This is a genomic window from Pseudomonas sp. 20P_3.2_Bac5, from assembly GCF_025466035.1.
GTDB lineage: Bacteria > Pseudomonadota > Gammaproteobacteria > Pseudomonadales > Pseudomonadaceae > Aquipseudomonas.
Genome location: NZ_JANLOA010000105.1, coordinates 259,969 through 276,395, shown reverse-complemented (window position 1 = coordinate 276,395; position 16,427 = coordinate 259,969). Strand labels below are relative to the sequence as shown.

Below are 16,427 nucleotides of genomic sequence, written 5' to 3'. Positions count from 1 at the left end.
CACGCATTTCAATGACGGATTCGCCTGATCCACGAAGGAGTCACACGTGGACAGAAGATTCGCCAAAAAAGCCTTTACCGCTCGTTTCGCTCCGCTGCCTCTGGCAATCAGCCTGGCGGCGGCCGGTGTGGTTTCCGGCCTCTTCAGTCCCGAGGTGTTGGCGGTGTGTGACACGCCGGCGCCCGGTGCCACCATCAACTGCACAGGCACCACTGTCGGGCTGACCACCGGCGTCAACAACCTCACGGTCAACGTGCTCACTGGCGCGGTTGTCAACGCGCCGCTGCTGGGCACGGCACTGAACCTCACGGGTAACAACTCGCGGCTGACCAACTCTGGCCTGATCGACCCATCGTTGCTGGGCACCGTGTCCGGATTGACCACCGGCGTAACGATGGGCAACGCGAACAACAGCATCGTGGTGGTCACCAACAACAACACCGGGATTATCCGCGGCACTTCCGGTCTGCTCGGTGCTTCGCTCGTCGGCCTCACCGGTATCGGCTTGAGCGTGCAGAACGGCGCGGCCGGTACTACTACCGTCACCAACAACGGCACCATCGAAGGGATGCCATTGGTAGGGGTATCGATCCTCGCATCGGATATTCCGTTGATCGCGCTCTGGGGCGGCTCCAAGGCGGTTTTCACCAACAATGGCACTATCACGGGCCGGGTTTCCTTCCAGGGGACCTCCACCGGCAACGTGTTCACTAACACCGGGATCCTGAGCGGCAGCCTGTCCATGGGCACCGGCGGTGGCGCCAACCGTTTCAATGCCATTACCGGGTCGCTGGTGAGCGCCGGTGGCGGGGTCGGGATAGCACTGCCGGTGCTGGGGCTGACCATCGGCTTTGCCGGCGCTGGCATCGTCGATGGCGGTACGGCCACAACCGCCAACACCCTGGCGTTGCAGAACGCTGTCGGTGGTGGCTCAGGTACCGGCGGGACAGGGACGATCAACGGCAACAATTACCTGCACTTCAACAACCTGATCGTCGACAGCGGAACCTGGGCGCTGTCCGGCCTGTTGTTCAATGGTGCCACCACACCAACCGTCCAGCTCAACGGCGGTTTGCTGAACGTCACTACCTCGGCGCTGGGCAGCGCCTCGGTGACCGCCAATGGGGGCGGGCTCGGGGCTTCGGACATCGGTGTGGTGATCGGCAACACCATCACCCTCGGCACCAACGGCCTGACGGTATCGGGCAACAACAACCTGACCCTGTCCGGTGTGCTGACCGGTGGGGGAGCGCTGAGCAAGACCGGGCTCGGCCTGCTGACCCTGAGCGGGGCCAACGACTACACCGGTGGTACCACGATGAGCCAGGGCGGCCTGGTTCTCGGCAACGTGGGTGCCCTCGGCACCCAGACGCTGACGGTCACCGGCGCCAGCAGCCTGCAGAACGCTACGACGATGAACCTGGCCAACGCCATCCTGCTCGACGGCGGGGCGCTCAGCCTGACCAACACCGTTGCGCTGACCCTCGCCGGCGCGGTCAACGGGACCGGCTCGCTGATCAAGAACGGCACCGGCGACGTGACCCTCAGCGGCGCCAACAACTTTAGCGGTGGCCTCAGCCTCAATGCCGGCAAGCTGATCCTGGCTAATGCCGGCTCCGCCGGTTCGGGCACCATCACCGCCGTCACTGGCGCGGCCCTGGACACCAGTTCCGCCCAGACCCTGACCAACCTGGTTCAGCTCAACGGCAACCTGACCCTGACCGGCAGCAACGATCTGACCCTGGGCGGGAAAATTTCCGGCTCTGGCGGCCTGATCAAGAGTGGCTCCACCAGCCTGACCCTGAGCGGCAACAACGATTTCACCGGCAACACCGCCCTCAACGGCGGCAGCCTGATCCTGCAAAGCAACACTGCACTGGGCACTGGGCAACTGAGCCTGGGCGCCAATGCCTCACTGGATGCCAGCGGACAAGCCATCACCAACGCGATCAACCTGGGCACCCGCACCCTGACCCTGACCAATGCCACCGCCACCAGCCTTGGTGGCGCGATCACCGGCACCGGCGGCGTGATCAAGAGCGGCGCTGGGGACCTGACGCTGAGCGGTGCCAACACGGGCTATTCCGGCGTCATGCAACTGACCAACGGCAAGCTGATCATCGGCAACAACGCCGCGCTGGGTACTGGCAGCTTGCGCACGTCCGCCAACACCACCCTGGACACCGATGCCGCGCGCTCGATCAGCAACCTGGTCATCATGCTCGGTAATACGACCGTTGCCGGCAGCAACGATCTGACCCTGGGCGGCTCGATCTCTGGCGGCGGCTTCAGCCTGACCAAGAACGGCTTGGCCACGCTGACCCTCAACGGCTTCAGCACCTTCAGCGGGGGTACGATCCTCAACGCCGGCACCTTGCGCGTCGGTTCCAGCGGCGCGCTCGGCATCGGAGCACTGACCACCGCGGCCGGCACCACCCTTGATGCCAGCACCGCAGTGACCCTGGGCAATATCGTCAACCTGGGGGGGGACCTGAGCATCGGCGGCACCGCTAACCTCGGCCTCAGCGGCACCCTCAGCGGCGCCGGTGGCTTGATCAAGAACGGCAATGCAGACCTGACGCTCAGCGGTAACAACAACTTCCTGGGCAACACTCAACTGAACGCCGGACGCCTGGTGGTCGGCAACGCCGGCGCCCTCAGCCAAGGTGCGTTGATCGCGGCCAGCGGCACCACGCTGGATGCCAGCACCGCACTGACCCTGACCAATGCCGTCACCGCGAACGGCGTGCTGAACATCGGCGGCACTTCCGATCTGAACCTGTCGGGCGTGATCGACGGAGCCGGCGGACTGGTCAAGAACGGCAGCGCCAACCTGACCCTCAGCGGGGTGAACACCTACCTGGGTGGCACTACCCTGAACGCCGGGACCCTGACCCTGGCCAGCGCGGCCGCGCTGAGCAGTGGCGATCTCACCGTTGGAGGGGGCTCGACGCTGGTGGGCGTCGGTCCGCTGACGCTGGGTAACGCCATTCACCTCAACAGTTCCTTGACCACCGCGGCCAGCGGCTCCCTGACCCTCGGCGGCGTGATCGACGGCGCCGGCAGCCTGACCAAGGCCGGTACCGGCACCCTGCTGCTGACCGGCAACAACAGCTATGGCGGCGGCACCCTCCTGAGCAGCGGCACCCTGAACCTGGGCTCCAACACCGCGCTGGGCACCGGCACGCTGAGCACGGCCAACGGCACCTCGCTGGACACTACCGGCGTCCTCAGTGTCGGCAACAATCTCAGCGTCGCCGGCACACTGAATCTCCTCGGCAGCAATGACCTGACCCTCGGCGGCGGCATCACCGGCACTGGCGGTCTGACCAAGGCCGGCAACGCCAGCCTGACCCTGAACGGCAACAACGCCTACCTGGGCAACACCAACCTCAATGCCGGCACCCTGGTGCTCGGCAGCAGTACCGCGCTGGGCTTCGGCATCCTGAATACGGCGGCGGGCACCGCGCTGGATGCCAACGCGGCCGTGTCCATCAACAATCAGGTCAACCTCGGCGGCAACCTGGCTGTCGGCGGCAGCGCCAACCTGGGCCTGAACGGCATAGTCAGCGGCGTTGGCAGGATCACCAAGGACGGCGCGGCCACCCTCACGCTCAACGGTGCCAACACCTACACCGGCGGGACCGTGCTCAATGCCGGTGTCCTCCAGGTGGGCAACGCCCAAGCGCTGGGGAGCAGCACGCTGATCGTCAGCGGCGCCTCGACCCTCGACAGCGGCACGGCGCTGAATATCGGCAACCGCCTCAGCCTCGGCACTGACCTGACCATCGGCGGCAGCAACAACCTCGGCCTGACCGGCGTGATTTCCGGCAACGGCGGCCTGATCAAGAACGGCGCGGCCGACCTGACCCTCAGCGGCGTCAACACTAACCTCGGCAACACCGTGTTGAACGCTGGCAAGCTGATCGTCAGTAATGCCGCCGCGCTGGGGCAGGGCGCCCTGATCGCGGCGGCCGGCACCACGCTGGATGCCAACACCGCCCTGGCCCTGGCCAACGCGGTCACCCTCAATGGTGCGCTGAATATCGCCGGCACGTCCGACCTGACCCTGCAAGGCGTGGTCGACGGCAGCGGCGGCCTGATCAAGAACGGCAACGCCAACCTGACCCTCAGCGGCGTCAACCTCTTCCAGGGCGGCACCACCCTGAACGCCGGCACCCTGACCATCGGCAACGGCCTGGCCCTGGGCAGCGGCGACCTGACCATCGCTGGCGCCGCCAACCTCGCCAGCGCCGGCGCTCAGTCCATCGCCAATGCCATCCACCTGAATGCCGGCCTGACCCTGCCGGGCAGCGCCAACCTGACCCTCAACGGCGCCATTGACGGCGCCGCCGGCCTGACCAAGACCGGCACCGGCAGCCTGATCCTGAACGGCGCCAACACCTACGCCGGCGGCACCGTCCTCAGCAGCGGCAACCTGGTGCTCGGCTCCGCCACCGCGCTGGGCAGCGGCACTCTCAGCGCAACCAATGGCGGTTCGCTGGACGCCAATAAAGTCCTCAGCGTCGCCAACGCCATCACTGTCACCGGCAACCTGAATGTGCTGGGCAGCAACGACCTGACCCTCAGCGGCGACATCGCCGGCAGCGGCGGCCTGACCAAGTCCGGCGGCGCGACCCTGGTCCTGTCGGGCAACAACAGCTACCAAGGCAACACCAGCCTCAATGCCGGCATCCTGAAACTGGGCAGCAGTACCGCGCTGGGCCTGGGCACCCTGAACACCGCGGCGGGCACCACCCTGGATGCCACCACCGCGCTGGCGATCAGCAACCTGGTCAACCTGGGCGGCAACACCGCGATCGGCGGCAGCGCCGACCTCGCGCTCAACGGTGTGGTCAGCGGCACCGGTGCCCTGACCAAGCAGGGCACCGCGACCCTGAGCCTGAACGCCGCCAACACCTACACGGGCGGCACCAACCTGCTGGGCGGCACCCTGCAACTGGGCAACAGCCTGTCCCTGGGCAGTGGCGCGCTGAACGTCAACGGCGCTGGCACCCTCGACAGCAACACCGCGATCAACCTGGCCAACCAGGTCAACCTCAACGCGGCCCTGACCATCGGCGGCAGCGCCGACCAGACCCTCAGCGGCGTCATCGGCGGCAATGGCAGCCTGATCAAGGCTGGCGCGGGCAACCTGACCCTGACCGGCATCAACACCTACGCCGGCGGCACCACCCTGGCGGCGGGCACCCTGACCCTCGGCAACGCCTTGGCGCTGGGCAGCGGCGCGTTGAAGCTGAACGTCAGCGGCGCGGCCAACCTGGACACCACCTCGGCATTCGCCCTGGGCAATGCCGTCACCCTGGGCGCCAACCTGACCCTGGTCGGCCACAGCGACCTGACCCTCAACGGCGTCATCGACGGTGCCGCGGGCCTGGTCAAGACCGGCGCCGGCAACCTGACCCTGAATGGCGTCAACAGCTACCTCGGCGGCACCACCCTGGCCGCCGGCACCCTGACCCTCGGCAACGCCGCGGCGCTGGGCAGCGGCGCGTTGAACGTGACGGGCGCGGCGACCCTGGACAACAGCGCGGCGTTCGCCTTGGGCAACGCCCTCGTCCTGGGCGCGGACCTGACCCTGGCCGGCAACAACAACCTCAACCTCGGCGGTGTCATCAGCGGCACCGGCGGGCTGGTCAAGACCGGCCTGGCCGACGTGACCCTGAGCGGCGCCAACACCTTCAGCGGCGCGCTGAACATCCTTTCCGGCAGCCTGACCACGGTCGGCACCGGGGCGCTGGGCAACACCTCGCTGGTCAATGTCGGCGCCGGCGCCAGCCTCAACTTGGGCGCCAGCGGCAGCGTCGGCACCCTTGGCGGCAGTGGCGCGATCAACCTCGGCAGCGGCGCCAACCTGAGTGTCGGCACCGGCGATCTCAGCGGCGTCTTCAATGGCGCGCTGAACGGCAATGGCGGCCTGATCAAGGTCGGCAACGGCAGCCTGGAACTGGCGGGCGTCAACGTCTACACCGGCAACACCCAGGTCAACGGCGGCGTGCTGAACGTCAGCGGTTCGCTGGCCAGCGGCCTCGTGCAGGTCAACAGCGGCGGCACCCTGACCGGCAGCGGTTCGCTGGCCGGCGCGGTCACCGTGGCCGATGGCGGTCACCTGGCCGCCAACAGCGGCGCCAACCTGAGCCTCGGCTCGCTGGTGCTGAGCGGCAACTCCAATCTCGATATCGGCCTCGGCTCGCCATCCACCGGTGGCAGCCCGCTGATTACCGTGGGCGGCAACCTGACCCTCGACGGTAACCTCAACGTCAGCGACATCGGCGGCTTCGGCGCCGGTATCTATCAGGTCATCAACTACACCGGCACCCTCACCGACAACGGCCTCGTCCTCGGCAGCCTGCCGAGCGGCGTGCTGCCAGGCGACCTCGAAGTGCAACTGGCGATCGCCAACCAGGTCAACCTGCTGGTGGGCGGCGCCAACGGCAGCGTGCTGTTCTGGGACGGCACCGGCCTGGTCGGCGACGGCACCATCCAGGGCGGCAACGGCGTGTGGGATGCGCTCACCACCAACTGGACCACCGTCAACGGCACCGGCAACCGTGACTGGAGCAGCAACTTCGCGGTGTTCCAGGGCGCGGCGGGCACGGTCGCGGTCAATGGCACCCAGACCGTCACCGGTCTGCAGTTCGTCACCGATGGCTACGTACTCAACAGCGGCGTGGCGGGCCAGTTGAACCTGGTCAACAACGACAGCGGCACGGCTACCGTGCGCGTCGATCCGGGCCGCACCGCGACCCTGAACCTCGGCCTCACCGGCAGCGGCCTGCTGAACAAGGCCGACAGCGGCACCCTGGTGCTCAACGGCAACAACAGCTACACCGGCGGCACCCGTCTCAGCGGCGGCACCCTGGTGGTGGGGAACAACTTCGCGCTGGGCAGCGGCCTGCTGACCACCGCCAACAACACCACGCTGGACAGCAACACCGCGGTCACCCTCGGCAACAACCTGAGCCTCGCGGGTGTGCTGAACATCGCCGGCAGCAACCCGCTGACCCTCGCCGGTGCTGTCAATGGCAGCGGCAGCCTGGTCAAGAACGGCGCCGGCAGCCTGACCCTCAATGGCGCCAACGGCTATGTCGGCGGCACCACCCTGAATGCCGGCAGCCTGGTGCTGGGCAACAATCTCGCCTTGGGTAGCGGTACGCTGCACGTTGCCGGCGCTGGCACGCTGGACAACAGCGCCGCGCTGACCCTGGCCAACCTGATCGACCTGGGTGCAACCCTGACCCTGGTCGGCAGCAACGACCTGACCCTCAACGGCGGCGCCAGCGGCGCGGGCGGACTGATCAAGAACGGCGCGGGCACGCTGACCCTGAACGGGGTCAACGCCTATACCGGCGGTACTACCCTGGCCGCTGGCGGCCTGGTTCTCGGCAACGGCGGCGCATTGGGCGCTGGCGCCCTGAATGTCACCGGCGCGTCGACCCTGAGCAGCGGCAGCGCGCTGGCGCTGGCCAATACCGTCAACCTCGGCGCCGACCTGACGCTGCCGGGCAGCGCCAACCTGACCCTCAACGGCGTGGTCAACGGCACCGGCGGCCTGAACAAGACCGGCACCGGGACGTTGGTGTTGAACAACAGCAACGCCTATCAGGGCAACACCACGCTCGCGGGCGGCACCCTGGTGGTCGGCAGCAACGGCGCCCTGGGCACCGGCCAACTCACCGCGAGTGCCGGCACCACCCTCGACAGCAACAGCGCCGTAACCCTGGTGAACAACCTCAACGTTCTCGGCGGCCTGAACATCGGCGGTAGCAACAACCTGACCCTGACCGGTCTTATCAACGGTGCTGGCGGCCTGATCAAGAACGGCGCCGGCGTCCTGACCCTGACCGGCAACAACGGCAACCTCGGCGATACCGCGCTCAACGCCGGCACCCTGGTGCTGGGCAGCGACACGGCGCTGGGCCTGGGCGCCCTGAATGCGGCCGCGGGCACCACCCTCGGCAACACCGGCGCCACGGTGCTGGGTAACGCCATCAATGTCGCCGGCAACCTGAACCTGACCGGCACCGCCGACCTGACCCTCAACGGCGTCGTCAACGGTGCCGGCGGCCTGACCAAGAACGGCAGCGCCAACCTGACCCTCAACGGTGTCAACGGCTACCTGGGCAACACCACCCTCAACGCCGGCACCCTGACCCTGGGCAACGACCTTGCCCTCGGTCTCGGCGCTCTGAACGTTGGCGGCGCAGCGACCCTGGCGACCGCCACCGCTGCGATCCTCGCCAACGCCGTCAACCTCGGCGCCAACCTGACCCTCAACGGCGGCAATGACATCACCCTCAACGGGGTAGTGGGCGGCAGTGGTGCGCTGGTGAAAACCGGCGCTGGCGTTCTCACCCTCAATGGCGCCAACACCTACGGCGGTGGCACCACCCTGGCCGCCGGTACGCTGGTGCTGGGCAACAACACCGCGCTGGGCAACGGCGCGCTGAATGTCACCGGCGCATCGACCCTGGACAGCAACGCCGCGGTAGCCCTCGGCAACGCCGTCAACCTGGGCGCAAACCTGACGATAGCCGGCAGCAACGACCTGAGCCTGGGCGGCAACGTCAACGGCGCGGGCGCGCTGATCAAGAACGGCGCCGGCACCCTGACCTTGTCGGGCAACAACGGCTACCTGGGCGGCACCCAATTGAACGCCGGCACCCTGGCGCTCGGTTCCGCCACTGCCCTGGGCAGCGGCAAGCTGACCGCCGCCGGCGGCACGCTGGACAACAACACCGCCCTGACCCTGGGCAATGCGCTGACCGTCACCGGCAACCTGACCCTGGCGGGCGTGCAGAACCTGGTACTTGGCGGTGTGATCGACGGCGCCGGCAGCCTGACCAAAAACGGCACGGCCGACCTGACCCTGAGCAACACCAACACCTACACCGGCGGGACAACCCTCAACGGCGGCAAGCTGATCCTCGCCAGCAACGGTGCGTTGGGCACCGGCGACCTGACCGCGAACAACAACGTCGCGCTGGACAACAGCATCGCCCTGGCGCTGGCCAACAACGTGCACCTGCTGGGCGCGCTGGGCATCGGCGGCAGCGCCGACCTGACCCTCAACGGTACGGTCGATGGCGCGGGTCAATTGACCAAGAACGGCGCGGGCGTCCTGACCCTCAACGGCAACAACAGCTATGGCGGCGGCACCGTGCTCAACGCCGGTGGCCTGGTGGTTGGCCAGAATGGCGCGCTGGGCACTGGCGCCCTGCAGGTCAACGGCGCTTCGACCCTCAGCAGCGGCAACAGCGCCGTAGTGCTGGGCAACAACGTGGCCCTCAACGCCAGCCTTGCCATCAACGGCGCCAACGATCTGGGCCTGAGCGGCGTGATCAGCGGTGGTGGGGAAGTGGTGAAGTCTGGCACCGGCACCCTGGCCTTGACGGGCGCTAACAGCGGCTGGACCGGCGGTACCGTCCTCAACGGCGGCATCCTGTCGATCAACAATAGCGCGGCGTTGGGCACCGGCACCCTGACCACCAGCGGCACTGCAACGCTGCTTGTCAGCCAAGCGCTGGCCCAGGCCCTGAGCAATGCCATCGTGGTCAACGGCGACCTGACCCTGAACACCGCTGGCGCGCTGACCTATGCCGGTCAACTGAACGGCAATGGCAATCTGACCAAAGATGGCGCCGGCGAGTTGATCCTGCTCCCCAGCGCCAGTCCCTTCAGCGGTACCTGGAACGTCGCTGCCGGTACGCTCACCTCGTTTGGCTCCGGCGCGATTGGCAGTCCGAGCCTGATCAACCTCGGCGCCAGCACCACGTTGAACATCAACGGCAATACCAGCATCGGTGCGCTGACCGGTAGCGGCACCACCAACATCGGTGCCGGCAGCATCCTCTCCGTGGGCGGCAACAACGGCGACAGCGTATTCGCAGGTGCCTTCGCCGGTAACGGTGCACTGAGCAAGGTCGGCGCCGGTGTGCTGGAACTGAGCGGGACCAGCAGCCTGAACGGCAGCAGCACGGTCAACGCCGGCACCCTGAAGGTCACCGGTGGCCTGAACGTTGGCAGCCTCACCGTCAACTCTGGCGCGACCCTGACGGGTTCCGGTTCGCTCGGCGGCCTGGTCAGCGTTGCCAACAACGGCAATCTGTCCGGCACCAGCGGCAACACCCTGAGCTTCGGCTCGCTGATACTTGCGCCAAACAGCCAAGTCAATGTCGCCCTGGGCTCGCCGGTCACCGGCAACGTCCCACTGTTCAGCGTCGCGAGTACCCTGACCCTGGATGGCCTGCTCAACATCACCGACGCCGGTGGCTTCGGTAACGGTGTCTACCGCCTGTTCGAATACGGCGGCGCGCTGGTGAACAACACCCTCTCGTTCGGCAGTCTGCCGGGCGCTGTAACCGCGGGTTCTTTGCAACTTCAGACGGGCAACGGCCAGGTCAACCTGGCGGTGAACTCGCCAGATCTGATCCTCCAGTTCTGGGACGGCGCCGGGACGGTGCCCAACGGCACCATCGAAGGCGGCAGTGGGGTGTGGGACAGCACCACCACCAACTGGACCCTTTTCGACGGCGCGACCAACGAGAATTGGCTCAGCAAGTTCGCGGTCTTCCAGGGCGCGGCCGGTGTGGTCAGCGTCAATGGCACGCAGACCGTGGATGGCCTGCAATTCATGACCGATGGCTACATCGTGGTCGACGGTAACGCGGGCGCGTTGAATGTGGTCAACCGCAACGGTGGCCTGTTCGCCGTGCGTGTCGACCCGGGCGTAACCGCAACCCTGGAGCTGGATGTCAACGGCACCGGCACCCTGAACAAGCTGGACAACGGCACCCTGGTACTCAATGGCAACAACGGTTACACCGGCGGCACCCTGCTCAGCGGCGGCACCCTCGTAGTGGGCAGTAACAGCGCCCTGGGCACCGGCAACCTGAGCACCGCCGCCGGCACCACGCTGGACAGCAACAAGGCGGTGACCCTGGCCAACAACATCGGCGTCACCGGCCAGTTGAACCTCGCCGGCAGCAACGCCCTGACCCTCAACGGCGTAGTCAGCGGCACCGGCAGCCTGGTCAAGAACGGTTCAGGCCGGCTGACCCTCGGCGGCACCAACACCTTCGCTGGCCCGCTGGCGCTGAATGCCGGCTCCCTGGTGCTGGCGTCCGATGGCGCGCTGGGCGCCGGGGCGCTGAACGCGGCCAGCGGCACGCAACTGGACGTCAGTTCGGCAAGGACCGTGGCCAACACCGTCAACCTCGTCGGCAACCTGACGCTGCTCGGCAGCAACGACCTGACCCTCAATGGCTTGGTCAACGGTTCTGGCAGCCTGCTCAAGCAAGGCAACAAGACCCTGGCCCTCAATGGCGTCAACGGCTTCACCGGCGGGCTCAACCTGCAGGCCGGCAAGCTGCTGCTCGGCAACGCCGGCGCGCTGGGCAGCGGCACCCTGACGGTGAGCGGTGTGTCGTCGCTGGATACCAGCAGCGGCATGTCCCTGGCCAACAATGCACAGCTCTTCGCCGCGCTGACCCTGGACGGTAGCAACGACCTGACCCTCAACGGCGTGATCGACGGCTCCGACCGCCTGGTCAAGAACGGCTCGGGCCGCCTGACACTCAACGGCGCCAACACCTTCGCCGGCGGTGTCACCCTCAATGACGGCAACCTGACCCTGGGCAATGCCGGGGCACTGGGCAGCGGCGCGCTGAACGTCACCGGCATCTCGCAACTGGACACCAGCAGCGCGCTGACCGTGGCCAACAACATCAACGTCGGCGGCACCCTGACGGTGGCCGGCAACAACGATCTGACCCTGAGCGGTGTCATCAGCGGCAACGGCACCCTGAACAAGGCCGGGCTTAACAACCTGACCCTGAGCGGCAGCAACACCTTCGCCGGGATCCTCAACATCCTCTCGGGGCGCCTGACCGCCACCAGCGGTTCGCTGGGCAACCCGTCGCAGATCAACCTCAGCAGCGGCGCCGACCTCAACCTCGCCGGCAGCCTGAGCCTGGGCGATCTGGATGGCGCGGGCACCGTCGACATCAACAGCGGCACCACGCTGTCGGTGGGCAGCGGCGCCTTCGCCGGCAACCTGACCGGCACCGGCAACCTCGACAAGAACGGCACGGGCACCCTGACCCTGAGCGGCACCAACACCCACAGCGGCGCTACCACCATCAGCGGCGGCAACCTGATGGTCAACGGCAGCCTTGCCAGCAGCACGGTCACCGTCAACAACGGCACCAGCCTCGGCGGCTCCGGCGACCTCGCCGGCACCGTCACCGTGGCCAACGGCGGCAACCTGGTGCTCAACGGCGGCGACACCCTCAACGTCGGCTCGCTGGTGCTGAACGACACCTCCAACCTCAACGCCAGCCTCGGCGCGGCGCTGGCGGGCCAGCCTTCGCTGGTGGACATCGCCGGCGACCTGACCCTGGACGGCAAGCTCAACGTCACCGATGCCGGTGGCTTCGGCGCCGGTGTCTACCGCCTCATGAGCTACGGCGGCACCCTGACCAACAACGGCCTGGACCTGAATACCCTGCCGGGCAGCGTGCAAGCCGGCAATGCGCTGCTGCAGACCGCGGTCAACAACCAGGTCAACCTGGTGGTGGGCGGCCCTGAGACCGTGCTGTTCTGGGACGGCGGCCAGATCGTCGGCAACGGCACAGTGGATGGTGGCTACGGCGTCTGGGATGTTTCCAACAGCAACTGGACCGATGCCAACGGCACCGTCAACCGGGCCTGGAACGACACCTTCGCGGTATTCCAGGGCACCGCGGGTACGATCACCGTCAATGGCTCGCAGAGCATCGGTGGCCTGCAATTCGCCAGCGACGGCTATGTGCTCAACGGCGGTATCGGCGGCGAACTGCTGACCAGCGGCACCACCAACGTACGGGTCGACGCAGGCAACACCGCGACCCTCGGCGTGGCAGTCAATGGCAGCGGCACCCTGACCAAGCTCGACAGCGGCACTCTGGTACTCAACGGCGCCAACGGCTACACCGGCGGCACTGCGCTGAACGGCGGCACCCTGGTGGTGGGCAACAACGCGGCCCTGAGCAGCGGTGACCTGACTGCCGCCGCCGGCACCACCCTGGACAGCAACACCGCGGTGACCCTGGCCAACAACGCCATCCTCAACGGCGCACTGGCCATCGGCGGCAGCAATGCCCTGACCCTCAACGGTGTGGTCAGCGGCGCCGGCAGCCTGGTCAAGAACGGCAACGCCAACCTGACCCTCAACGGCGTCAACACCTACGGCGGCGGCACCACGCTCAACGCCGGCACCCTGACCCTGGGCAACAACGGCGCGCTGAGCACCGGCAACCTCAGCGTCACCGGCGCCTCGACCCTCGACAGCACCGGCGCGCTGCAACTGGGCAACGCCATCAACCTCGGTGCCCAACTGACCCTGGCCGGCGTGCAGAACACCACCCTGAGCGGCGCCATCAGCGGCACCGGCAGCCTGGTCAAGAACGGCAGCGGTTCGCTGGTGCTGAGCGGCGCCAACACCTACAGCGGCGGCACCACGATCAACGCTGGCAGCGTCAGCGGTGATACCACCAGCCTGCAGGGCGCGATCGTCAACAACGCGGCACTGACCTTCGAGCAGAACGCCAACGGCAGCTACACCGGCAACCTCACCGGCACCGGCAGCCTGACCAAAAACGGCACCGGCCAACTGTTGCTCACCGGCAACAGCGGCTTCACCGGTAACACCACGGTCAACGCCGGTAGCCTGGTCAACAACGGCACCCTGGCCAGCGCCAACGTGCAGGTCGCCAGCGGCGCCAGCGTCGGCGGCAGTGGCACCTACAGCGGCACCGTCAGCCTCGCCGACGGCGCCACGCTGAACGCTGGCACCGCCACCGCGCCGCTGTCGGTGGGCAACCTCAACCTGTCGTCGGGCAGCAACCTCAACTTCGACCTCGGCGCGCCGGGCAGCTCCACCACCGTGGTCAAGGTGGCGGGCAACCTGGTGCTGGACGGCACCCTGAACATCACCAATGCCGGCAGCTTCGGCACCGGTGTCTACCAACTGTTCACCTACGCCAGCCTGACCGACAACGGCCTGGTGTTCGGCTCGCTGCCGGGCACCACGCTGCCGGGCGACCTGACCCTGCAGACCTCCATCGCCAACCAGCTCAACCTGCTGGTCGGTGCCGACGACCTGCAGTTCTGGAACGGCGGCAAGACCAACCCCGATGGCACCGTCACCGGCGGCAGCGGCACCTGGGATTCGAGCACCAACTGGACCAACGCCAACGGCAGCAGCAACGCCGGCTGGGGCAGCCAGTTCGCGGTGTTCGGCGGCGCCAGCGGCACCGTCACCGTGGTCGGCCAGCAGTCGTTCAACGGCATGCAGTTCCTCACCGATGGCTACCAGGTGGTCCCCGGCAGCGGCGGTGCGCTCGCACCGGTCAATGCGCCTGACGGCAGCCTGGCCGCGATCCGCGTCAACGCCGGCGCCACCACCACCCTCTCGGCGCCGCTGGTCGGCACCGGCGGCATCGAGAAAACCGATGCCGGCACCCTGGTCCTGACCGGTGCCAACACCTACAGCGGCGGCACCACCGTCAGCGGCGGCACCCTGATGGGCGACACCACCAGCCTGCAGGGCGGCATCCTCAACAACGCCACCCTGGTGTTCCAGCAGAACGGGACCGGTCAGTTCAACGGCACCCTCAGCGGCACCGGCACCACCATCAAGCAAGGCGCCGGCGACCTGCTGCTGGTCGGCAACCAGCCGACCAACGGCGCCTTCGACGTCAACCAGGGCACGCTGACCGTCGGCAACGCGGCCAACCCAGGGACCGTGCTCGGTGCCCAGGTTACCGTCGCCAACGGCGCCACCCTGACCGGTACTGGCAGCGTCGGTTCGCTGGTCAACCACGGCACCGTGGCGACTGGCGCCGGCGGCAACAACCTGAGCGTGGCGGGCAACTTCACCAACGCCAGCGACGGCACCCTGGCCATCACCATCACGCCGACCGTGGCCAACTACCTCAATGTCGGCGGCACCGCCAACCTGGGCGGCAGCCTGCAAGTGCTGGGGCTGGGCGACTACACCGGCGACGCCACCTACACCCTGGTCTCGGCCACCGGTGGCGTGAACGGCACCTTCGCCAGCAACAACCTGACGAACCTGCTGTTCCTCAGCTCGGCGCTCAACTACGGCGCCAACAACGTCACCCTGTCGGTGGCGCGCAATGGCGTGGCCTTCGCCGATGTCGCCGAAACCAGCAACCAGCGTGCCGTGGCCGCTGCCCTGGACAGCGCGGCGGCCCCGGCCAGCTTGCGCAGCACCCTCATCAGCGGCGATCGCGCGACGGCGGTGAAGGCCTTCGACAGCCTGTCCGGCGAAATCCACGCCAGCACCGCCAGCGTGCTGATCGAGGACTCGCGCTACATCCGCGACGCGGTCAACGACCGGATGCGCCAGGCCAGTTGCAGCGACGAGCAAGACCCGCGCCGCGCACTGGCGCCGAGCGGCAACCAGCAGACCACCGGCCAAGGCTGCAATGGCGACGGCGTCGGCTGGATCCGTGCCGTCGGCGGCTGGGGTGACTTCGAGGGCGGCCATAACGCGGCCGACATCGACCGTGACCTGTCCGGTTTCCTGATCGGCTTCGACAACAGCCTCAACGACGAATGGCGCCTGGGTATCGCTGCCGGCTACACCAACAGCAGCATCAACGCCAAAGGCAAAGGGCAGGACGCCTCGGTGGACAGCTACCACCTGACCACCTACCTGAGCTACCAGATGGACGCCTTCGCCGCACGTCTCGGCGCCGGTTACACCTGGCACGACATCGACAGCAAGCGCTACGTCGAAGCGGGCAGCTACAACGACCGCCTCAAAGCCAGCTACAAGGCACGCAGCGCCCAGGTGTTCGGTGAAGTGGCGTACACCATCGACGCCGGTGGCGTGGCGCTGGAACCGTTCGCCGGTCTGGCCTACGTCAACTACGACAGCGACAAGGCCCATGAAAAAGGCGGAGTCGGGCGTCTGGAAGCCAGTGCCGATCAGGACGTGACCTTCTCCACTGTCGGCCTGCGGGTTGGCAAGGCGTTCGCCCTGGACAACGGCAGCACCCTGACGCCACGCGGCAGCATCGGCTGGCGGCATGCCTTCGGCGATACCAAGCCGGATGCGGACCTGCGCTTCATCGAAGGCGGTGCCGGCTTCAGCAGCGAGGGCGTTCCGATTGCACGGGATGCCGCGGTGGTCGAAGCGGGCGTGGACCTGAGTGTTGGCCAGGCGGGCAAGCTGGGCCTGGGGTACTCGGGCCAACTGTCCAGAGAGAACCGCGACCATGCGGTGACCGTGAGCTTCAGCCTGGGCTTCTGATGTAAGCCTTCGGCATCGCGAGCAAGCTCGCTCCTACAGAGGACTGAGATCCCTGTAGGAGCGAGCTTGCTCGCGATGCCGCCAA

1 protein-coding gene is annotated in these 16,427 nt (G+C 67.3%); it reads left to right on the top strand.

The window, feature by feature from the left end; genetic code table 11:
• Positions 1-46: 46 nt before the first annotated feature.
• A complete protein-coding gene (locus NTD88_RS19985) occupies positions 47-16,342 on the top strand; it encodes an autotransporter-associated beta strand repeat-containing protein (protein WP_262154581.1) in 16,296 nt (5,431 codons plus the stop codon).
• The last annotated feature ends 85 nt before the right edge of the window (positions 16,343-16,427 follow it).